Consider the following 21095-nt stretch of genomic DNA (forward strand, 5'->3'; position numbering starts at 1 on the left):
GACGGCCGGGGTGCCGACCGGTTCCCGGCGCCAGGCATGCCTGTCAGCCGCAGGGAGCACAGGGTCGAACCCTGTCGCCTCTGTGGCTTTTGTTTTGTAAGACCCAGCAGAAGAAGGGGAGTATCGTGAGTCGTCGTCGCGTCGTCATTACCGGTCTGGGCCTGATCTCGCCGGTCGGCAACACTGTTGCCGAGGGTTGGGAGAATCTGGTCGCAGGCCGTTCGGGCATCGCCAACATCACGAAGTTCGATGCGAGCGAATTCAAGGTGCAATTCGCCGGCGAAGTCAAAAACTTCGAGACCGAGAAGTATCTGTCGGCCAAAGAAGCGCGCCGCATGGATACCTTTATCCATTACGGCCTCGCCGCAGGCATTCAGGCGTTCGAAGACAGTGGCCTCGCCGTCACCGAAGCGAACGCGGAACGTATTGGCGTGCTGGTCGGTTCGGGCATTGGCGGTCTGCCGATGATCGAAGACACGCATGACGATTTGCTCAAAGGCGGCCCGCGCAAGATTTCCCCGTTCTTCGTGCCGGGCTCGATCATCAACATGATCTCGGGCCACCTGTCGATCAAGTACGGCCTGAAGGGGCCGAACCTGGCGATCGTTACCGCCTGCACGACCGGTCTTCACTGTATCGGTCAGGCCGCGCGCATGATCCAGTACGGCGACGCCGACGCGGTGCTTGCCGGCGGTGCTGAATCTACGGTGTCGCCGCTGGGGATTGGCGGTTTTGCCGCGATGACCGCGCTGTCCACGCGCAACGACGATCCGGCGACGGCCAGCCGTCCGTGGGACAAGGATCGCGACGGCTTCGTGCTGGGCGAAGGCGCCGGCGTGATGATGGTCGAAGAGTACGAGCACGCCAAGGCGCGCGGCGCGAAGATCTACGCCGAGCTGACGGGCTTCGGCATGAGCGCCGACGCGTACCACATGACGGCCCCGTGCGAAGACGGCGACGGCGCGCTGCGCGCCATGACCAACGCGCTGCGCGATGCCGGCATCAATGCCGATACCGTGAACTATGTGAATGCGCACGGCACGTCGACCCCGCTGGGCGATATCGCCGAGACGGTTGCCGTCAAGCGCCTGATGGGCGATGCCGCCAGGAACGTCGTGGTGAACTCGACCAAGTCGATGACCGGTCACCTGTTGGGTGGCGCGGGCGGACTGGAGTCGGTGTTTACCGTGCTGGCCGTTCATCATCAGAAGTCGCCGCCGACGATCAACATCTTCAATCAGGACCCCGCTTGCGACCTGGATTACTGCGCAAACGTGGCGCGCGATCTGAAAATTGACGTCGCATTGAAGAACTCTTTCGGATTCGGCGGGACTAACGGCACGCTGGTCTTCCAGCGAGTCTAAGTTCGCGGGACGCCGCGCAGGCGTCCCGTTCCGCTGACCCACGCTCCGGTGAGTGTGCCCGGGCGTGCGGCGTAACAGACACTTCCCGCCGCGGTGGCCCGTGCTGCCGTGGAGCCATCAGGCCCGACCGGGGCCTGGCCGCCAGAGAAAATACGGATCCCAATCAGGTGAGTGAACGAGAAATCGACCAGGCGCTCGTCGAGCGCGTGCAAAAAGGCGACAAAGCCGCCTTCGAGCTGCTGGTCGCGAAATATCACCGCAAGATCATCCGCCTCGTATCGCGGCTCGTGCGCGACGCCGCCGAGGTCGAGGATGTGACGCAGGAGGCCTTTATCAAGGCCTACCGTGCCTTGCCGCAGTTTCGCGGCGAGTCGGCGTTCTATACCTGGCTGTATCGTATTGCTGTCAACACGGCAAAGAACCACCTGGCAACGCAGGGACGCCGTGCACCGACTTCGACTGAAGCGAACGCTGAAGAAGCGGAAACTTTTGCCGAGGCTGATCAACTAAGGGATATCAACACGCCTGAGTCGTTGCTGATGAGCAAGCAGATTGCTCAAACGGTCAACGCGGCGATGGAGGCTTTGCCCGATGAGCTTCGAACGGCCATTACCCTGCGGGAAATCGAGGGGTTGAGCTACGAAGAGATCGCCGAAGCCATGGGGTGCCCGATCGGAACGGTCCGTTCGCGAATTTTCCGGGCGCGTGAAGCGATTGCCAGCCGGCTCAGGCCGCTGCTGGACACGCCTGACGGCAAGCGCTGGTGAGCGCGCCGCCGGGGAAGTTATTTTCGTTAGGGGATATCATGGGATCAGCGACGGTGCAAACGCAGCGGGGGCTGCAAGCCGAGCGAATTTCCGCGTTGGTGGACGGGGAATTCGATTCGGACGAGCTGGCTGCCCTGCTGGATGAGGCTGACGCTTCCGGCCGGCCTTTGTGGGACGACTACCACCTGATTGGAGACGCCCTGCGTTCCGATGAGTTGACGTTGCCGCGATCGGAGTCGGCCTTCATGGCGGCCTTCTCGGCGCGCCTCGAAACCGAGCCTCACCTCCTCGCGCCGGCCGCACTGGCCGATGCCCAGGCAAGCGCCGCGCAGGGCGCCAAGACCGCGGGCTCGCGCGTCACCCGTATCAATCCATTCCTGCGCGTACGCCGCGTGCTGCCAACGGCGGCTGCCGCGGCGGCTGTGGCGGCGCTGTCATGGGTCGTGGTGCCGCGTCTGCAGGATCACCCAGCCGGCGGCACGCAGCCGCAGGTGTTGGCACAGGCCGCAACGCCGGTCGCCGGGGGCAGTAACCTCACGCGCGTTACGCTGTCGCAACCGTCGCAAGCCGCCGTGGCGGCCAACGGCGCGAGTGCGGGGGCACCGAACGATCTGATCGTGCTGCGCGATGCGCGGCTTGACCAGTATCTGGCGGCACATCAGCAATATGCCCCGACGCCGATCGGCCAGGGCGTTTCCCCTTATATGCGAGCCTCGGCGCAAGCGGACGAATAAATGCAGCGCCTGAGTATCGAATCCTTGCCGCGTGCGCCCATCGGGCGCACCTTCTTCCTGTTCGCCTTGCTGCTGGCGACCACGCTGCAATCGCAGGCGTGGGCCCAGGCTTCGGCGCCGACGAACGACCCGCTGATCGAGCGGCGCGAAGTCGGCGCGTGGCTCAACAAGATCCATCGCGCGGCGCAGACGCAAAACTACATCGGTACATTCGTTTATCAGCGTGGTTCGACCATGCGCTCTTCGAAGATCAGTCACTTCGCCGAGAAGGGTAACGAGTACGAAGCGCTTGAGACGCTGGACGGACGTCAGCGCCGCATTCTTCGGCAGAACGACGATGTCTACACGCTCATTCCCGAGCAGAAGACCGTGTTTCTGGAAAAGCGCGAGAGCAAGGACTCGTTCCCTGCCTTGCTCGCCACGCCCAATCGCGATGTGCTCGACTATTACGCACCGAAGCTGCTGCCGAATGAGCGCATGGCGGGCTTTGACTGCATGGTGATCGAACTCACGCCAAAGGACGAGTACCGCTTCGGCTACCGGTTGTGGGCCGATCGCAACACCGGCCTGTTGCTGCGCGCACAGACCCTCGATGCCGAAGGCCATTTGCTCGAGCAGGCGGCGTTCTCGCAGATCTCGATCGGTGTGCCGAGTGAGAAGGCGCGCATCGTGCACGCCATTCAGGCAACGCATGGCTGGCATGTCATCAAGCCGCAAATCGTACCGATGCATCTGTCCGATGCCGGCTGGAGCATCGACGTCGACAAGAAGGTGCCGGGGTTCAAGGCGGTGCGCGAAGTGCGTCGCACCATGCGATCGACGGCCGACGGCAAACCGCTGGAAGTCCAGCAGGTGGTATATTCAGACGGCATGGCCGGACTTTCGGTATTTATCGAACCGGCCACGCGAGAGCGCAAGGAAGGCCACGGCAGCGCCGGCGCGACGAATATTCTCATCAAGCGCTTTGGTGACTACTGGCTGACCTTGCTTGGCGAAGTGCCGCAGGCAACCTTGCAGCAGTTTGCTTCCAGTATCGAGTACAAACAGCCGGCGAAGTGACCGGCTGTCGGGTGGGCCGCGACCGGTGACGGTGCGGTCCGGGCAGCGAGGCACCGACAGACGCAATGCCCTGTCGGAGGGCTGGACTGCCTTCAAGCATTCCGAGACTATCGCGCACCACGATCTTCCAATGAAGAAGACCTTCCTGCTTCGTGTCATCCTTGGCGGTGCCATTGCCGCGCAATTGGCGGGGGCACCTGCTGCTTTTGCCGCCCCGGCCTCGGGGTCGGCGGCGCCACTCGTCAGCAATCTTCCCGATTTCACCCAGTTGGTCGACCGAGTCGGCCCGGCCGTCGTGAACATTCGGACGACCGAGCGCGTCAGCCGCAGTCAGAGTGGCTTGCCGCCCGGCATGGACGGCGACATGGCCGAGCTGTTCCGCCGCTTCTTCGGTGTGCCCCTGCCGCAGCAGCCGGGCCCGAAGGGCGGTACGCCCCGACGCGGCCAGCCGCAGCCGGATGAAGAGCAGAACAGCGGCGTCGGATCGGGCTTCATCGTCTCGGCCGACGGCTACATCCTGACCAACGCGCACGTGGTCGATGGCGCCGAAAGTATCTACGTCACCCTCACCGACAAACGCGAGTTCAAGGCGAAGCTGATGGGGGCGGACAAGCGCACCGACGTCGCCGTGGTCAAGGTCGACGCCAAGGACCTGCCGACCGTGCCGGTGGGCGACTCGAACAAACTGCGCGTTGGCGAATGGGTGGTGGCGATCGGTTCGCCGTTCGGTCTCGACAATACGGTAACGGCGGGCATCGTATCGGCCAAGGGCCGCGATACCGGCGATTACCTGCCGTTCATTCAGACGGACGTGGCCGTGAACCCGGGCAACTCGGGGGGGCCGCTCATCAACATGCGCGGCGAGGTGGTCGGCATCAACTCGATGATCTATAGCCAGACCGGTGGCTTCATGGGCATTTCGTTCGCGATCCCGATCGACGAAGTCATGCGCGTAGCCGACCAGCTCAAGAAGAGCGGCAAGGTCGTGCGCGGCCGGATCGGCGTGGCGATCAGCGAGGTCAGCAAGGAGGTCGCCGATTCGCTGGGGCTGCCGCGGGCGCAAGGCGCGCTGGTTCGCAGCATCGAGCCGGGGAGTCCGGCCGAGAAGGCGGGGGTGCAGCCGGGTGACATCATCATGAAGTTCGAGGGCCGGGCCGTCGATCATGCGACCGACCTGCCGCGCATGGTCGGCGAGACCAAGCCCGGTTCGAGCGCGATGCTGCAGGTGCTGCGCAAGGGCAAGAACCAGGACTTGCGCATCACCGTCGCGGAAGCCGATACCGATACGCCGAAGGCGTCCAAGGCGCAGAGCGGGAGTGCGGACACGCCCCACCCGAATGCGCTGGGCCTGGTGGTCTCCGACCTGACCGAGTCGCAGAAGAAGGACATGAAGCTGCGCGGTGGCGTGCAGGTCGAACTAGCCGAAGGTTCGGCGGGACGGGCCGGTTTGCAGCAGGGTGACATCATCCTGCGCGTGGGCGATGCAGACATCGTCAGCGCGAAGCAATTCGAGGACGTGGTCAAGGCGCTCGATCCGAAGCGCCTCGTGCCGATCCTCGTGCGGCGCGGCGATGCCACGCAATTCGTGCCGCTGCGTCCGCGCACGCCCGGTAAGTAATACCGCTGTCTCATGCATACGCCGGCGCTGACGCTCTATGGCCGCAAGTGGTGTCATCTTTGCGATGACATGCTTGCGGCGCTCGAAGCGATGCGTCCGGCGTGGAATTTCTCCGTCACCGTCATCGACGTCGACAGTGACCCGGCGCTGGAAGCGCAATACGACGAGATCGTGCCGGTGCTTGCGCTCGGCGAGCGCGAGTTGTGCCGGTATCGTTTCGACGCAGCGGCGGTCGCTGCCGCATTGCGCTCAGGTTGACGTTTCGCGCTATCCCCTCCCTGCCTCGAACGACGCCCGATCGTCCCAAGCTTCCCGCCATTTCCGATGGACTGCCGCGATACATGCGATTCCAGACGGCATCGCCACGCTTTCGGCTAAAATATCGTGTTTGCCGATTCTCTCGAAAGTCGCTGCCGAGCCGAATCCGATGGCACCGACTCTTCTCTAGCCTCGCCTCATGGACCATATCCGCAATTTTTCGATCATCGCCCACATCGACCACGGGAAATCGACCCTGGCCGATCGCATCATCCAGTTGAGCGGCGGTCTGTCCGATCGTGAAATGGAATCCCGGGTCCTCGACTCGATGGATCTCGAGCGAGAGCGTGGCATCACCATCAAGGCACAAACGGCCGCCCTGGAATACAAGGCGCGTGACGGCAAGGTGTACAACCTGAACCTCATCGATACGCCGGGCCACGTCGACTTCTCGTACGAGGTGAGCCGCTCGCTCTCCGCATGCGAGGGCGCACTGCTCGTGGTGGATGCCTCGCAGGGCGTGGAAGCGCAGACCGTGGCGAACTGCTACACGGCGATCGAGCTGGGCGTGGAAGTCGTGCCGGTGCTCAACAAGATTGATCTGCCGTCGGCCGAACCGGAGAACGCGATCCAGGAGATCGAGGACGTGATCGGTATCGAGGCAACCGACGCCGTGCGCTGCTCCGCGAAGACCGGCTTCGGCGTGGAAGAGGTGCTCGAAGCGCTCATCGCCAAGGTTCCGCCGCCCAAGGGCGATGCCGCCGCCCCGCTGCAAGCGTTGATCATCGACTCGTGGTTCGATAACTACGTGGGCGTGGTCATGCTGGTGCGCATCGTCAACGGCACGCTCAAGCCGAAGGAAAAAATTCAGTTGATGGCCACGGGCGCGACCTACCCGGTCGAGCAAGTGGGGGTCTTCACGCCGAAGTCGCAGCCGCGCCCGTCGCTGTCGGCCGGCCAGGTGGGTTTCATCATCTCGGGCATCAAGGAACTGGGCGCCGCGAAGGTCGGCGATACCGTCACGCATGCGCTGACGACCACGACCAAGCCGGCGCCCGAGGCGCTTCCGGGCTTCAAGGAAGTCAAGCCGCAGGTGTTCGCCGGCCTCTACCCGGTCGAGGCGAACCAGTACGACGCGCTGCGCGAATCGCTCGAAAAGCTCAAGCTCAACGACGCCTCGCTGCAATACGAACCGGAAGTTTCGCAGGCACTGGGATTCGGTTTCCGTTGCGGCTTCCTGGGCCTGCTGCACATGGAAATCGTGCAGGAGCGTCTGGAGCGCGAGTTCGACATGGACCTCATCACCACGGCGCCGACCGTGATCTATGAGGTGGTCGAGCGCGATGGCACGGTGACCACGGTGGAAAACCCGTCGAAGATGCCGGATCCGGGCCGTATTGAAGAAGTGCGCGAGCCGATCGTCACGGTCAACCTGTACATGCCGCAGGAGTATGTCGGCTCGGTGGTGACGCTGTGTCAGCAAAAGCGCGGCGTGCAGATCGATATGCAATACCACGGCCGTCAGGTGCGCCTCATTTACGAAATTCCGATGGCCGAGATCGTGCTCGACTTCTTCGATCGTCTGAAGTCGGTGTCGCGCGGTTACGCGTCGATGGACTACGAGTTCAAGGAGTACCGCACGTCGGACGTCGTCAAGGTCGACATGCTGATCAACGGCGACAAGATCGACGCGCTGTCGATCATCGTGCACCGTTCGGAGAGCCGCCGTCGCGGCGCGCAGGTCGCGTCGAAGATGCGCGAAATCATTCCGCGCCAGATGTACGATGTGGCGATTCAGGCGGCTATCGGCGCAAACATCATTGCCCGTGAGAACATCAAGGCTTTGCGCAAGAACGTGCTGGCCAAGTGCTATGGTGGCGACATCTCGCGCAAAAAGAAGCTGCTTGAGAAACAGAAGGAAGGTAAGAAGCGCATGAAGCAGGTGGGGAGTGTCGAGATTCCTCAGGAAGCGTTCCTTGCCATTTTGCAAGTCGAAGACAAATAACGTAGCGACAGGTCCCGCATGAATTTCGCCCTGATTCTTTTTGTCCTGGTGCTGGTGACCGGGGTGGCCTGGTTGGCCGACAAGTTGGTGTTTCAACCGGCGCGCCGCCGGGCAGCACAGGACGCCCTGGCGCAATTCGATCAACAACAGCTTGCCACGCAGGGGGCTGGCATCCAGGGCTCCGGCTCACAGGATAGCGGCGTGATCGCAAGTGCGCGTGCGAAAGTGCGCGACGACAAGCTGCGTCAGCCATGGTGGCTCGAGTATTCGGCGAGCTTCTTCCCCGTGATTCTCGCAGTGTTCGTGCTGCGCTCGTTCGTGGTCGAGCCGTTCAAGATTCCGTCGGGCTCCATGATTCCGACGCTGCTCGTGGGCGACTTCATCCTCGTGAACAAGTTCGACTACGGCATTCGCCTGCCGGTGGTCAACAAGAAGATCATCTCGATCGGTGAACCGAAGCGGGGCGATGTGATGGTGTTTCGCTACCCGAAAGATGAGTCGATGGACTACATCAAGCGCGTGATCGGCCTGCCGGGCGACGTGGTGGCCTACGAGAACAAGAAGCTCACGGTGAACGGCCAGCCGGTGCCGGAGACCGCCATGCCGGACTACTTCGACGAGGAGCATATCGCCTACTTCAAGCAGTTCGAAGAGACGGTGGGCGGCGTGAAGCACCGCATTCTGAACGACCCGAACGTGCCGCCATACATCCTGGGCGCCGACGACTTTCCGAACAAGCAGAACTGCCAGTACAACAGCCAGGGCGTGATCTGCAAGGTGCCGGAGGGCAACTACTTCATGATGGGCGATAACCGCGACAATAGCGCGGACAGCCGTTACTGGGGCTTCGTGCCCGAGCAAAACATCGTGGGCCGGGCCTTCTTCATCTGGATGAATTTCTCGAACCTCAAGCGCTTGGGCGGCTTCCAGTAAGCTTGCCGGTCGACAGGGAGGCCATCCCCCCCGGGCGACGGTTTGATTAATGCGGAAATTGGCGATAAAAGGCCGATTTCCGCATTATTATTTTCAACTTTGAATTAAATGATGCGACGGGAAAGGGGCACGGGGGAGATCGACGTATCGTCACCCCGGAAATGTCCGATCCCGCCCCCTCTCGCGAGTCCGAAAAGCCCGCCGCAAGGCGGTCCGGCCCGTCGTTTCTTGGCGACGACGCGCGCCGGGGCGGGAGCGTCGCGCTATACTTGCGCCATGCCTCAATCTCTGAACCCACTGGAAGAACGTCTCCAGTACCGCTTCCACGATGCGGAATTGCTTTGCCAAGCACTGACGCACCGTAGCCATAGTGCCGCCAATAATGAGCGGTTGGAGTTTCTTGGCGATTCCATCCTCAACTGTTCGGTCGCAGCGATCCTGTTCCGTCGCTACGGCAAGCTCGACGAAGGCGACCTCTCGCGTGTGCGCGCCAATCTCGTCAAGCAGCAATCCTTGTACGAAATCGCGCAGACATTGGGCGTCTCCGAATTCCTGCGCCTGGGCGAAGGCGAACTCAAGAGCGGTGGTTTCCGTCGCCCGTCGATTCTGGCCGATACCCTTGAAGCGCTGTTCGGGGCAATGTATCTCGATGGCGGGTTCGAGGCGGCGTATGCCGTGATCGAGCGGTTGTACACGCCCGTGCTTGAACATGTCGATCCGAAAACGCTCGGCAAGGACGCCAAGACGCTGCTCCAGGAATACCTGCAAGGCCACAAGATTGCGCTGCCGCAGTACACGGTGACCGCGACGCACGGCGCTGCGCACAACCAGCAGTTTGAGGTGGAGTGCACGGTGCCGAAGCTCGACATCAAGGCCGGCGGATCGGGCGCGAGCCGACGAGCGGCCGAGCAGGCGGCTGCCAAGAAGGCGCTGGAGGAAGTGCAGAAGATGCCGGCACTTGCCAAGCCGAAGGCCGAAAAGAGCGCCAAGGCCGCAAAGAAGCGGGCGGCGAAGGCTGCGGCATCCGAGGCGAAAATGGCGGAGAGCGTCGGGCAGATGCGCGCTGCGCCGGCCATGACGGCGCCCGTTGGCAACGGTGCCGCTCGCACGGCGACAGCACCCGCGGAAAAAACGGCCGACAAGGCAGCCGATAAGGCCACCGACAAGTCCGCCGAAAAACCTGCGGCCGAGAAGTCGGACGCCGCCAAGCAACCCCCGGCCGCCGCCTGAGCCCCATTCAGGGGGAGGGCGCGACGCGCCGCCCCCTTTCAAGAGAGTTTCCAAACATGAACGATAAGACGGATTTTCGCTGCGGGACCGTGGCGATCGTCGGGCGTCCGAACGTCGGCAAATCGACACTGCTCAACGCCCTCGTCGGTCAGAAGATCAGCATCACCTCGCGCAAGGCGCAGACGACGCGGCATCGCATTACCGGCATTTGCACCACGGACGATGCGCAGTACATCTTCGTCGACACGCCGGGGTTTCAGACGCGTCACGCCACTGCGCTGAACCGCTCGCTCAATCGCGCCGTGACCTCCACGCTGTCCAGCGTCGATGTCGTCATGTTCGTCATCGAAGCGGGCAACTTCGGGCCGGACGACGAGAAGGTGCTCAAGCTGCTGCCCGACAACACCCCGGTGCTGCTCATCGTCAACAAGTTCGATCGCATTGCCGACAGAGCGGAAATTCTGCCGTTCCTGAAAAGGGTGGGCGACCTGCGCGACTTCCGCGAGATCGTGCCGCTGTCCGCGAAGCGTCCAGACGATACCCAGCGGTTGCTTGGGGTGTTGCGTCCGTACCTGCTCGAAGGCGAGCCGATCTATGGCGAAGACGATCTCACCGACCGAAGCGAGCGGTTCATGGCGGCCGAGATCCTGCGTGAGAAGGTGTTCCGCTGGACGGGCGACGAGCTGCCGTACACAAGCACGGTGATCATCGACAAATTCGAGCAGGAAGGGGATCTGCGCCGGGTGTTCGCAACGATTCTGGTCGATCGCGACAGCCACAAGGCGATGATCATCGGCAACAAGGGGGCGAAGCTCAAACAGATTTCCACCGATGCCCGTCTCGATATGGCGAAGCTCTTCGACGGGCCCGTGTACCTGGAAGTCTGGATCAAGGTGAAGGGTGGCTGGGCCGACAACGAGGCCGGCCTGCGGGCGTATGGCTACGAGTGAACCTGACACCTTACGTGACGAGATTGCACCGCCGGACGATGTGACGTTGGCGGCAAGCAGCGCCTCGGCTGCCGGTGCGCCGCTGATGTCGGTCCCTCGTACCTCGCACGCCGGGGCAATCGGAGCGCGGCCGGCTCGCCAGGCGCGCAGTGCGCGCGCGCGGAGTGTCGACGACGATGCGTCGGACGCATTCCAGCACGCCGAAGCCACCGCCGATACCGTCAAGCGCGAAGCGAAACGCGTGCGCCGTGCGCCATCGCCCGCCCGGGCGGCCGAGCGCGAGCAAAGCCGCGTGACCGAGCAGCCCGGCTTTGTGCTGCACAGCTATCCCTACCGCGAAACCAGCCTGATCATCGACGTGCTCACGCGCGACCACGGCCGCGTCGCGCTCGTGGCGAAGGGGGCCAAACGTCCGCACTCGGCGCTGCGTGGCGTACTCCAGACGTTTCAGCCGCTCTCACTCGCCTGGCTTGGCAAGGCAGAGCTGCGTACGCTGACCAAGGCTGAGTGGGTTGGCGGATTGCGTCCGCTTGAAGGCGATGCGCTGCTCAGCGGCTTCTACCTGAACGAATTGCTGGTGAAGTTCTGCGCGCGCGACGATCCGCACGACAAGCTCTTCCAGCACTATCTGACCACGCTGCATCATCTCGCGCATGGTGAGCCGGCGGGCATCATCCTGCGGGCATTCGAGCGCGTGCTGCTGCGGGAGACCGGTTACGCCGTGGCGTTCGACCGCTGCACGCAGACGCGCGGCAAGGTCGCGCCCGAGCGCCGCTACGTGTTTCATCCCGACCGGGGGGTACGCCCGGCGGGCGGCGATGAACCGTCGGACTGGCCGGTCGTCATCGGGCAGACGTTGCTCGACATGGAGCAAGACGATTATTCCCGGGCGCAGACCGTGCAGCAAAGCAAGCTGCTCATGCGCTTTCTTCTCAACCACCACTTGGGCGGCGTTCCGCTCAACACGCGGCAGATCCTGCTCGACCTGCAAAAACTATGAGCCTCTTCTTCCACGGCAACCCCATCGACCTCGGGGTGAACATCGATCACGTCGCCACGGTGCGCAACGCGCGCGGCACGGCCTATCCCGACCCGGTCCGGGCGGCATTGCTGGCGGAAGCGGCGGGCGCCGATGTCATCACGCTGCACCTGCGTGAAGACCGTCGTCATATTCGCGACGACGATGTGGCGAATCTGCGCGACAAGTTGCTCACGCGGATGAACCTCGAGTGTGCCGTGACGGACGAGATGCTGGCGATCGCATGCCGCACCAAGCCGCACGACGTTTGTCTGGTGCCGGAGCGTCGTCAGGAACTGACGACCGAAGGCGGGCTGGACGTCGTCGGTCAGTACGACCGTGTGGCTGCCGCGACGCAGCAACTCGGCGAAGCGGGCAGCCGTGTGTCGCTGTTCATCGATCCGGACGAAGCGCCGATTCGCGCGGCGGCGCGCATGGGCGCGCCGGTGGTCGAGCTGCACACCGGCCGCTACGCGGAGGCGCACGACGAGGCCACGCGCGAGGCCGAGTTCGCCCGCATCGAACGCGCCGTCGCACTCGGTCTGTCGTTGGGCCTGCGCGTCAACGCCGGACATGGCTTGCATTATGAAAATGTGCAGCCGATCGCCGCGATCGAAGGCATTTCCGAACTGAATATCGGACACGCGATCGTCGCCCACGCCCTTTTCGCGGGCTGGGAGAACGCCGTGCGCGAGATGAAGGCCATCATGGTCGCCAGCCGCATTGCGGCGCGCGGCTGAGTCACGACGCCTTTCCTCCCACCATCAGGCGCTGCCCATGAGCGATCCGACGATGCCGTCGCCTTCGTCCCCCGACGTGCCGCCACCAGGCGAGCATGCCGCTGGCCCTGAGTCCGGGGGCACGGCGATTTACGGCGTAGGCACGGACATCCTCCAGATCAGCCGTGTTGTCGGCGTCATGACGCGCACCCATGGGCGGTTTGCCGAGCGTGTGCTGGGGCCCGAGGAACTCAAGGTTTATCACGCGCGTCAGAGCCGGTCCGCCGTGCGCGGACTCGCGTATCTGTGCACGCGCTTCGCGGCGAAAGAGGCCGTGTCGAAGGCCATCGGGCTGGGTATGCGGTGGCCGATGACGTGGCGTGCCGTGCAAACGCTCAATGCGCCGTCGGGCAAGCCGGTCGTGGTGGTGTCGGGCGAGTTGGTGCAGTGGCTGGCCGAGCGGCAACTGTCGATCGAGATTTCGATCACGGACGAGAAAGAGTATGCGGTCGCCTTTGCGATCGCATCACGTAATGTAGGCAACATTCGCAATATTGCATCGGAGAAAACGCAATGACGAAGCGCAGGCCGGGCCCGGTGATGCTGGACGTCGTCGGGCTGACCCTCAGCGAAGACGACGTCCGTCGCATCGACCATCCGTTGACCGGGGGGGTGATCCTGTTCGCCCGCAACTTTGACGATCGCGCGCAACTGTGCGCGCTCACGAAGCAGATTCGCGACCTGCGCGACGACATCGTGATCGCTGTCGATCATGAGGGCGGGCGCGTGCAGCGCTTTCGTACCGACGGCTTCACGCACCTGCCGGCCATGGGCAAGCTGGGCAAGCTCTGGCACGACGACGTGTTCAAGGCGACGCGCGTGGCGACGGCGGTCGGCTATGTGCTGGCGTCCGAATTGCGCGCGTGCGATATCGACCTGAGCTTCACCCCCGTGCTGGACCTGGACTACGGAACGTCGGCGGTTATCGGCGATCGTGCGTTTGACGCCGACCCGCGGGTGGTGGCCATGCTGGCCAAGAGCCTCAATCACGGCCTGCTTCTCGCCGGGATGGCGAACTGCGGCAAGCACTTCCCGGGGCATGGTTTCGTGGCGGCCGACTCGCACCACGAAATTCCGGTCGACGAGCGCTCGCTCGACGAGATCCTCAGCGTCGATGCGCAACCGTATGACTGGCTCGGCATGTCGCTGGCGGCGGTCATGCCGGCGCACGTGATTTACCCGCAGGTCGATCCGAACCCCGCCGGATTCTCGGCCAAGTGGCTCAAGGAAATCCTGCGCGGCAAGTATGCGTTCGACGGTGTGATTTTCAGCGACGACCTGTCGATGCAAGGGGCGAGCGCCGCCGGCGATGTCGTGACGGCGGCGCACGCCGCCATGGCGGCCGGCTGCGACATGGTCCTCATCTGCAACAGTCCGGAAAAGGCGGACCGATTGCTGCATGAGATGAAGTCGGTGCCCGATACCGCGTCTCAGCGCCGCATCAAGCATCTGCAGGGCCGCGGCAAGGTGCACGGCTGGGAAAAGATGCTCGCGCAGCCGGAATATCAGGCGGCGAAGCGTCTGATCGTGGAGACGTTCGGCGCGTAAGCGAGACACGCCTGCCAAACAAAAAAGCGCTCAACCCTGACGGGAAGAGCGCTTTTTTTGTTGCCTGACGGTCGCGGATCGCGCCGCGTCGTCCGTAGACGGCGCGGGCGGCGTCGCAATCGCTTAGACGCGGCTGCGGTACTCGTCGGTACGCGTATCGATTTCGATCTTGTCGCCGGTGTTGACGAACAGCGGCACCTGGATTTCCAGCAGATCGTTGATCTTGGCGTTCTTCAGCACGCGGCCCGACGACGTATCGCCCTTGACGGCCGGTTCGGTGTATTCCACAACGCGCACGAGCGAGGTCGGCAGGTCGACCGAGATGGCCTTTTCATTGTAGAAAACGACTTCGCACTTCATGCCGTCTTCGAGGTACTTGATCGCGTCGCCCATGTTTTCGGCTTCGACTTCGTACTGGTTGTAGTCGGCGTCCATGAACACGTACATCGGGTCGGCGAAGTACGAGTAGGTCACTTCCTTCTTGTCGAGCACAACGACGTCGAACTTGTCGTCGGCCTTGTAGGCGAATTCGCCACGGCCTTCGCCCATCAGCTTCTTGTACTTCATCTTGACGACGCTGGAGTTGCGGCCCGACTTGACGTATTCGGTCTTCAGCACGACATTGGGCTCACCGTCGATCATGACGACGTTACCGACGCGGAGTTCTTGAGCGGTTTTCATAAAAAACGAGATCCTGTGACGAAATAAGCGATTTGCCGCTTGTTGAGCGCTTCCATACGCCCACTCGCCGCTTGATTCCCGCGCCCGCCTGGAAACGGTCCGGTGCAGCAGGTTCAGCAGCAAAGCGTTGAAAAACCAGCTATTTTACCTGATTTTCGGCGAAGCTTGCCAACTGTCGCGCGAGGTCGGGGAGGGCCGCCTGCCTGCTTGCCCACGCGCGCGCATGGCGATTGAGCTCGGGCAGGACGGCGGCCAGTGCCGGCCAGTCGGGCGGGGTGCTCGCGTAGCCGTTCCAGAGATGCCAGAAAGTGCGCAGCGCCTCGCGTGCGTCGTGTCCCAAGGCGCCGGTTGCCGGCGATTCGGCGCTCGGATCGCTCAGATAGCGGTCGAGAAACGCGTCGAGTTTCACGTGGTGCGCGTTGTCGTCCTGCGGGTAGATATGCCAGACGAGCGGCTTCGCCGCCCATTGCGCGCGCACGAACGAATCTTCTCCACGCACGAAATTGAGATCGCACGCCCACAGCAGCGCGTCGAACTCGGATTGCGCAACGAATGGCAGCCCATACGCCGTCAGTGCTCCTTGCGTTGCACAGTCGCGTGGCGCCAGTACCTCGCGGCCAAACCACGCGCCGACCGACGGTGCGATCCGACCTGGCGGGACCAGGCAGACGATGGGCGTCTCGCTGGCGGCCCATTGCGCAAGCAACCCCGGAAGCGCGGCGTTTTCATACGTGAAAAGCGATACCACCAGCGTGTCCCTCGGTGCGCCCGGGAGTCCGAGCGTGCGCTGCCACCAGGCGTCGCGAAGCGCCGGCGATGCAAGGAAGGCGTCTCTGCGCGAGAACAGCTCCCGTTCGCGCGCGAGCCCACCCGTGCGCTCCGTGAAGCCCGGGAAGAAGAACGTTTTGACGAGCCCCAGTTGCGGGTGTATCGACTTTTGCAGATGACATCCCTCGACCCAGTCTTCTGCGCTCAGGTACTCGAGGTTGATCCACACCGGCGCGTGTCCCGCCTGTTTGCGCACATGCATCGCCTGAACGCAGGCGTCGGGAATCTGGCAGGCAAACGCTTCGATGACGACATCGCCCGGCGCATTGTCGTCGGTGACCGGGCCGAAGTCGGCATCCCATCGGCGTACGTCCACGCCGTCGCAGCGTTGCCGGGCCAGGGAGGGATCGATGTCGGGGCGCAGGTGACGGAAGCTCGCGAGGTCGTCGACCCATAGCCGCACCGACCAGCCATGTTCGCGCACGAGTTGTCGCGCGAGCCGCCAGCACACGCCGATGTCGCCGAAATTGTCGACGACGGTGCAGAACAGATCGCAGCGCGGCACCAGAGGCAGGGTGGTTGCGGCGGGCGAGAACGTAGTGGGCAGGGACATTGAGAGGCGGCAACCCGGATTGGTCTAAACTTCGGATTCTAGTCCCTGCGCCTGCTGGCGACGCGTGACGATGCCATCGCACACCATTTGCGTGCCGCCGCGATCGCACGGTTTCGCCCCCGGGGACGCTCCGATGCCTGAGTTCATGACTGAAGACGCCCACGACGTCACGCCGCCGCGCAAGTCCCGCAAAGCCAAATCCGCCACGGCCCCCGCGGTCGCCACGACGGCGGATGCCGCTCAGCCCCCCGCCGAGGCGTCGCCCGACAGCGCGGCGTTCGACGCCCGCACGGTGCTTGCCCAGTTGCCGAACCTGCCTGGCGTCTATCGCTACTACGACGCAGCGGGCAGCGTGCTGTACGTCGGCAAGGCTCGCAATCTGAAGAAGCGCGTGTCGAGCTACTTCAACAAGACGCAGCTTTCCCCACGCATTGCGCTCATGGTTGCGCGCATCGCGAAGCTCGAGACGACTGTCACGCGCTCGGAGACCGAAGCGCTGCTGCTTGAGAACAATCTGATCAAGGCGCTGCATCCGCGTTACAACATCCTGTTTCGCGACGACAAGTCGTATCCGTTTCTCAAGCTCACGCAGCACAAGTATCCGCGCATGGCCTACTATCGCGGCTCGGTGGATCGCCGTGGACAGTATTTCGGACCATTTCCCAGCGCCTGGGCCGTGCGCGAGAGCATTCAGATCCTGCAGAAAGTATTCCAACTGCGTACCTGCGAGGACTCCGTCTTCACGAATCGCACGCGGCCGTGCCTGCTGCATCAGATCGCGCGGTGCAGCGCGCCTTGCGTGGGCGCCATTCAGGATGAAGATTACGCACGCGATGTGAATAACGCGGCGGCGTTTCTCTCGGGGCGTCAGAGCGAAGTGCTCAGTGCGCTCGAAGCGAAGATGATGACGTACGCTCAGGCGCTCCAGTTCGAGCAGGCCGCCGTGGTGCGCAATCAGATGCAGGCGCTCTCGGGCGTGCTGCAACAGCAGTCCGTCGAGACGGCGGGGGATGTCGATGCCGATATCCTCGCCGTCGCCTATGCGGGCGGGCGCGCGTGTGTGAACCTCGCGATGGTGCGGGGTGGGCGCCATCTTGGCGACAAGGCGTATTTTCCGGCGCACGTGGAGCGCGGTGTCGAAGGCGGGATTGCCGACGAGTTCGAGCCGGACGAGGCACTCGCGCCGGACACGTCCGAGGCCAACGCGGACGATGCCGCCACACCGGCGCGCGAGATCGCCAACGACATGCCGTCGGATACCCCGTTGGCATCGCTCGAATCGCGTTTGCTCGAGGCCTTCGTCGCGCAGCACTACCTGGGACAGTCGGTGCCGCCGGTACTGGTCGTGAGCCATGCGTTGCCGAGCGACGAGTTGCTCGCCGCGTTGTCCGAACAAGCGGGCAGGCGCATTGCGATGGTGCGTCAGCCGCAGGGGCAACGGCGTGCCTGGCTCGACATGGCGCTGCAGGGCGCGCAGCTCGCGCTCACGCGATTGTTGACGGAGCAGGGGAGTCAGCAGGCGCGCACGCACGCGTTGGTGCAAACGATCGGACTCGACATCGACGATCCGGCGCGGCTGCGGGTGGAGTGCTTCGACATCAGCCACACGCAAGGCGAGGCGACGCAGGCGTCGTGCGTGGTGTTCCATCATCACAAGATGCAGACGAGCGAATACCGGCGCTACAACATCGCGGGCATTACGCCGGGCGACGACTATGCGGCAATGCGTCAGGTGCTCACGCGCCGCTATGGTCGTTTGATGGAGGCGGCCGCTCACGTGAGCGATGCGGCCGATCCGTCCTCCGTGGCCGCCGACGTGGCGCGCGCCGAAGCCGAGACGCGCGTGCTGCCGGACGACGGCGCGGCGCTGCCGGCCGGCGAGTCTGCCGATGCAGGCGCCGCGACGGCCGCGCCCGACGCGTCTGACGGCGAAGCGAATTTACCGCAGCTCGTGCTGATCGACGGCGGCAAGGGGCAGGTCGAGGTGGCGCGCCAGGTGTTCGTCGAACTGGGGATCGACATCGGTCGATTGGTCGGCGTGGCGAAGGGCGAGGGCCGCAAAGTGGGGCTTGAGACGCTCATCTTTGCCGATGGACGCGCGCCGCTGGAATTGGGGCGCGAGAGTGCCGTGCTGATGCTGATCGCGCAGATTCGTGACGAGGCGCACCGGTTTGCGATCACGGGCATGCGGGCCAAGCGCGCGAAGGCGCGTCAGACGTCACGGCTCGAGGAGATCGAGGGCATCGGAGCGAAGCGCCGTCAGCGCCTGCTGATGCGGTTCGGCGGGTTGCAAGGGGTGGCGTCGGCCAGCGTGGACGAACTGGCCAGTGTCGACGGCATTTCGACAACGCTCGCCGAGCAGATCTATCGCCAACTGCACTGACGCGCGCAGCGCGTCACGTATCGCCGTGGAACAGCAGGCGCATGACGGTCTCGTTGTCGACGGTCTCGCCGGACAGCGTGCGGGCGAGCAGCTCGCCGCCGACAACGGGTGGCGCAAAAATCATGTCGGGTTGAACACGTTTGAGTTTGCTCAGGTGCTTGCTGTCGTTGACGGACGCGATCGTGCGCACCGTTGGCGCGATCTCTTTCGCGGCGAGCACGATGAAGGCGTTCTCCGAGTCGTCGGCACGCAGGGCGAGCACGGCCTTGGCGCGTTCGATGCCGGCGTGGGTGAGCACGGTGTTGTCGCTGGCATCGCCGTGCATGACATCCGCCTCCTCGGGATACGGGTTATCGCTCCCGCTCGCGATGATGACCGTGACCGGCCAGCCGCGCTTGGTGAGTTCGTGGTGCACGTTGATCGCGAGCGGCGATGCGCCGGCCACGATGAAGTGGTTCTTTCGTATCACGTGAGTGAACCTCCCCGAGAGAATTTTCTTAAGGTTGCCGCCGACGAGCGGGCCGATGACGACGGTCAGCGACGTTGCGAAGACACTGATCCCGAAGACGATGACCGAGGCGGTGAACAGGCGTGCGTCGACGCTGTGCGGGACGATGTCGCCGTAGCCGACGGTCGTCATCGTGACGATGGCGAAGTAGAACGCCGTGGCCAGGTCGGTGACGGGCGGCGCGAACTCGTGGCCGAGATACATGGTGCCGAACGTGGCGTAGACGAGCAGCGCGAACACGGCGACGAGCGTGTAGAGCGTGGCTGCCGCGAAGCTGGCGCGGTCGAATTCCCGCCAGTACCAGAGCAATAGCGCAATGCAGGCGAGCGAGAGCGCGAACGTCAGGTCGAAGCGAAGGTTCAGGTGGAAATTGATGGTGGCGGCCAGCACGAGCATGACGAGCGTGAAGGCCCAGGCGGTGCGCGCGCGGATGACGAGTCCGCAGGCGAGCGCGATGAGCGACAGGCCGGAGAGCGCACGGGGCAGATGCGAGAAGTCGATGCGCTCGATGGCGTTCAAGCCGAAGAGCAACCGCGGCAGGTGGCTGGCTTCGATGCGCGCGAGCGCCGAGAGGTCGCCGCGCACGAAGAGATCGATGAGCAGTGAACCGGGCACGCGCAGCAGCACGGAAGCGACGAGCAGCAGGCCGTCGATCCCGACCAGTGCCGCGATGAGGATGTGGGGTGACAGCAGCGGTCGTCGTAGTGTGGGCAAGGGCCAGGGCGGTTTCACGAGATCGGCGCTATTGGCGGAGGGTTGCAAGCAAGATAGGGGCACACCGACGCACATGTCAACCGCTGCGCGGCGCCTCGGCCTTGTCGCTACGGGGCAGACACGGCACAATGCGGGTCTGGTACGGCTGCCGAGGGCGCCGTGTGTCGACCGCCGTTTGCCGAACTCATGCTGCCATGCCCTTTAACGTCCCGATATTACTGACCTGGCTCCGGATCGTGCTGATTCCGCTGGTGGTCGGCGTCTATTACGTGCCGCCGACCTGGTTGTCGCCGGTCGAGATGAATTGGGTGGCCTGCGGCGTGTTTGTGCTGGCGGCGCTGACCGACTGGTTCGATGGCTTTCTCGCACGGCGCTGGAACCAGACGTCGGCGTTCGGCGCGTTCCTGGACCCGGTGGCGGACAAGCTGATGGTCGCGGCGGCGCTGCTGATGCTGTTGCAGATGGGGCGGATCAATGCGTTGGTGGCGTTGATCATCATTGGCCGCGAAATCACGATTTCGGCGTTGCGTGAGTGGATGGCGCAGATTGGCGCGTCGCGCAGCGTGGCGGTGCATCAGTTGGGCAAGGTCAAGACGGCGGCGCAGATGGTGGCGATTCCGCTGTTGCTGTTCAACGGCACGGTCGTCTGGGGGGCGTGGCACTTCGACTCACGGTTCTGGGGGACATGGCTGATCTACGTGGCGGCGATTCTCACGTTGTGGTCGATGATGTATTATCTGCGCCGCGCGTGGCCGCAGATTCGAGAGCGGGGCGCGGGCAAGATGTGAGTGCAAGTCCCTGAAGACGCGGGATTTGCGCGGTCGGAGAGAATAATCTTCACAAATTTTCGGTGCGGATGCTTGACACTGAATCACGGTTTAGACATAATCTCCTTCTCGCTGCTACGGCGCTAGCCCAGCAGCGAAGTTTTAAGAAACGGTTGGATTGGTAGTACGCATGACAATGCGGGAGTAGCTCAGTTGGTAGAGCGCAACCTTGCCAAGGTTGAGGTCGCGAGTTCGAGACTCGTCTCCCGCTCCAGTTTTCACACTGGACATTGAGTGAAGCAATCCTTGGTGTTCGGTGTCATGCGGGAGTAGCTCAGTTGGTAGAGCGCAACCTTGCCAAGGTTGAGGTCGCGAGTTCGAGACTCGTCTCCCGCTCC

At 63.5% G+C, this 21095-nt stretch carries 18 protein-coding genes, 2 tRNA genes and 1 pseudogene; 18 read left to right on the forward strand and 3 right to left on the reverse strand.

The window, feature by feature from the left end:
• Window positions 1-125: 125 nt before the first annotated feature.
• The 14 genes and pseudogenes from fabF (at window position 126) to nagZ (ending at window position 14263) form a co-directional block, all read left to right on the forward strand.
• A complete protein-coding gene (gene fabF / locus PCE31106_RS14335; RefSeq protein ID WP_017232506.1) occupies window positions 126-1364 on the forward strand; it encodes a beta-ketoacyl-ACP synthase II in 1239 nt (412 codons plus the stop codon).
• Window positions 1365-1531: 167 nt separating this feature from the next.
• On the forward strand, window positions 1532-2131 hold the full coding sequence (rpoE, locus tag PCE31106_RS14340) for an RNA polymerase sigma factor RpoE (protein ID WP_017232507.1): 600 nt from the start codon (window positions 1532-1534) through the stop codon (window positions 2129-2131).
• A gap of 38 nt (window positions 2132-2169) precedes the next feature.
• Window positions 2170-2865: a sigma-E factor negative regulatory protein gene (locus PCE31106_RS14345; RefSeq protein WP_150563697.1), complete on the forward strand. Its 696-nt coding sequence runs from the start codon at window positions 2170-2172 to the stop codon at window positions 2863-2865.
• Window positions 2866-3924: a MucB/RseB C-terminal domain-containing protein gene (locus PCE31106_RS14350; protein WP_017232509.1), complete on the forward strand. Its 1059-nt coding sequence runs from the start codon at window positions 2866-2868 to the stop codon at window positions 3922-3924.
• Between the two features lie 130 nt (window positions 3925-4054).
• Window positions 4055-5542 carry a DegQ family serine endoprotease gene (locus PCE31106_RS14355; RefSeq protein ID WP_017232510.1) on the forward strand — a complete coding sequence of 496 codons (1488 nt, stop codon included), beginning with the start codon at window positions 4055-4057 and terminating at the stop codon, window positions 5540-5542.
• 12 nt (window positions 5543-5554) lie between these two features.
• Complete coding sequence (locus PCE31106_RS14360) at window positions 5555-5800, forward strand: glutaredoxin family protein (protein ID WP_017232511.1); 246 nt, start codon at window positions 5555-5557, stop codon at window positions 5798-5800.
• A 199-nt stretch (window positions 5801-5999) separates the two neighbouring features.
• On the forward strand, window positions 6000-7805 hold the full coding sequence (gene lepA / locus PCE31106_RS14365) for a translation elongation factor 4 (protein WP_130026949.1): 1806 nt from the start codon (window positions 6000-6002) through the stop codon (window positions 7803-7805).
• An 18-nt stretch (window positions 7806-7823) separates the two neighbouring features.
• The gene (lepB, locus tag PCE31106_RS14370) at window positions 7824-8738 is read left to right on the forward strand and encodes a signal peptidase I (RefSeq protein ID WP_150563698.1); all 915 of its coding nucleotides are present in this window, start codon (window positions 7824-7826) and stop codon (window positions 8736-8738) included.
• 276 nt (window positions 8739-9014) lie between these two features.
• A pseudogene (gene rnc, locus PCE31106_RS14375) lies at window positions 9015-9965 on the forward strand (ribonuclease III); the annotation flags it as partial.
• Between the two features lie 59 nt (window positions 9966-10024).
• Entirely contained in the window at window positions 10025-10918 is an 894-nt protein-coding gene (era, locus tag PCE31106_RS14380; protein WP_017232515.1) for a GTPase Era, read from the forward strand.
• Window positions 10905-11918: a DNA repair protein RecO gene (recO, locus tag PCE31106_RS14385; RefSeq protein ID WP_150563699.1), complete on the forward strand. Its 1014-nt coding sequence runs from the start codon at window positions 10905-10907 to the stop codon at window positions 11916-11918. Before era ends, recO begins: the two co-directional genes overlap by 14 nt.
• A complete protein-coding gene (gene pdxJ / locus PCE31106_RS14390; protein ID WP_150563700.1) occupies window positions 11915-12676 on the forward strand; it encodes a pyridoxine 5'-phosphate synthase in 762 nt (253 codons plus the stop codon). Before recO ends, pdxJ begins: the two co-directional genes overlap by 4 nt.
• 37 nt (window positions 12677-12713) lie before the next feature.
• Entirely contained in the window at window positions 12714-13232 is a 519-nt protein-coding gene (acpS, locus tag PCE31106_RS14395) for a holo-ACP synthase (RefSeq protein ID WP_437343817.1), read from the forward strand.
• Window positions 13229-14263 carry a beta-N-acetylhexosaminidase gene (gene nagZ, locus PCE31106_RS14400; protein ID WP_150563701.1) on the forward strand — a complete coding sequence of 345 codons (1035 nt, stop codon included), beginning with the start codon at window positions 13229-13231 and terminating at the stop codon, window positions 14261-14263. Before acpS ends, nagZ begins: the two co-directional genes overlap by 4 nt.
• Window positions 14264-14386: 123 nt before the next feature.
• On the opposite strand, the gene efp is transcribed toward nagZ, so the two are convergent.
• A complete protein-coding gene (gene efp / locus PCE31106_RS14405) occupies window positions 14387-14944 on the reverse strand; it encodes an elongation factor P (protein WP_017232520.1) in 558 nt (185 codons plus the stop codon).
• Window positions 14945-15083: 139 nt separating this feature from the next.
• Window positions 15084-16319, reverse strand: a complete 1236-nt coding sequence (gene earP / locus PCE31106_RS14410; RefSeq protein ID WP_437343819.1) for an elongation factor P maturation arginine rhamnosyltransferase EarP — start codon at window positions 16317-16319, stop codon at window positions 15084-15086.
• 151 nt (window positions 16320-16470) lie between these two features.
• Here earP and uvrC point away from each other — a divergent pair, with 151 nt between their 5' ends.
• Window positions 16471-18708, forward strand: coding sequence for an excinuclease ABC subunit UvrC (uvrC, locus tag PCE31106_RS14415; RefSeq protein WP_437343818.1), 2238 nt, complete (start codon window positions 16471-16473; stop codon window positions 18706-18708).
• A 13-nt stretch (window positions 18709-18721) separates the two neighbouring features.
• Here the strand turns inward: uvrC and kch are convergent, their stop codons facing one another.
• A complete protein-coding gene (gene kch, locus PCE31106_RS14420) occupies window positions 18722-19948 on the reverse strand; it encodes a voltage-gated potassium channel protein (RefSeq protein WP_254441053.1) in 1227 nt (408 codons plus the stop codon).
• A 176-nt stretch (window positions 19949-20124) separates the two neighbouring features.
• On the opposite strand from kch, the gene pgsA reads away from it, so the two are divergent.
• From pgsA to PCE31106_RS14435, 3 genes are all read left to right on the forward strand, one after another.
• Window positions 20125-20718 (forward strand): CDP-diacylglycerol--glycerol-3-phosphate 3-phosphatidyltransferase, encoded by a 594-nt coding sequence (gene pgsA / locus PCE31106_RS14425; protein ID WP_026131696.1) that lies wholly within the window; start codon window positions 20125-20127, stop codon window positions 20716-20718.
• Between the two features lie 177 nt (window positions 20719-20895).
• A tRNA-Gly gene (locus tag PCE31106_RS14430) sits at window positions 20896-20971 on the forward strand.
• A 49-nt stretch (window positions 20972-21020) separates the two neighbouring features.
• A tRNA-Gly gene (locus PCE31106_RS14435) sits at window positions 21021-21093 on the forward strand.
• Window positions 21094-21095: the final 2 nt, after the last annotated feature.

Source organism: Pandoraea cepalis (genome assembly GCF_902459665.1).
GTDB lineage: Bacteria > Pseudomonadota > Gammaproteobacteria > Burkholderiales > Burkholderiaceae > Pandoraea > Pandoraea cepalis.

What these genes read in the sequence shown, in the direction of transcription:
- PCE31106_RS14345 (WP_150563697.1), top strand. Translation starts at nt 2,170, where the DNA reads ATGGGATCAGCGACGGTGCAAACGCAGCGGGGGCTGCAAGCCGAGCGA.
- PCE31106_RS14350 (WP_017232509.1), top strand. Translation starts at nt 2,866, where the DNA reads ATGCAGCGCCTGAGTATCGAATCCTTGCCGCGTGCGCCCATCGGGCGC.
- PCE31106_RS14355 (WP_017232510.1), top strand. Translation starts at nt 4,055, where the DNA reads ATGAAGAAGACCTTCCTGCTTCGTGTCATCCTTGGCGGTGCCATTGCC.
- PCE31106_RS14360 (WP_017232511.1), top strand. Translation starts at nt 5,555, where the DNA reads ATGCATACGCCGGCGCTGACGCTCTATGGCCGCAAGTGGTGTCATCTT.
- lepA (WP_130026949.1), top strand. Translation starts at nt 6,000, where the DNA reads ATGGACCATATCCGCAATTTTTCGATCATCGCCCACATCGACCACGGG.
- lepB (WP_150563698.1), top strand. Translation starts at nt 7,824, where the DNA reads ATGAATTTCGCCCTGATTCTTTTTGTCCTGGTGCTGGTGACCGGGGTG.
- era (WP_017232515.1), top strand. Translation starts at nt 10,025, where the DNA reads ATGAACGATAAGACGGATTTTCGCTGCGGGACCGTGGCGATCGTCGGG.
- recO (WP_150563699.1), top strand. Translation starts at nt 10,905, where the DNA reads ATGGCTACGAGTGAACCTGACACCTTACGTGACGAGATTGCACCGCCG.
- pdxJ (WP_150563700.1), top strand. Translation starts at nt 11,915, where the DNA reads ATGAGCCTCTTCTTCCACGGCAACCCCATCGACCTCGGGGTGAACATC.
- acpS (WP_437343817.1), top strand. Translation starts at nt 12,714, where the DNA reads ATGAGCGATCCGACGATGCCGTCGCCTTCGTCCCCCGACGTGCCGCCA.
- nagZ (WP_150563701.1), top strand. Translation starts at nt 13,229, where the DNA reads ATGACGAAGCGCAGGCCGGGCCCGGTGATGCTGGACGTCGTCGGGCTG.
- efp (WP_017232520.1), bottom strand. Translation starts at nt 14,944, where the DNA reads ATGAAAACCGCTCAAGAACTCCGCGTCGGTAACGTCGTCATGATCGAC.
- uvrC (WP_437343818.1), top strand. Translation starts at nt 16,471, where the DNA reads ATGACTGAAGACGCCCACGACGTCACGCCGCCGCGCAAGTCCCGCAAA.
- pgsA (WP_026131696.1), top strand. Translation starts at nt 20,125, where the DNA reads ATGCCCTTTAACGTCCCGATATTACTGACCTGGCTCCGGATCGTGCTG.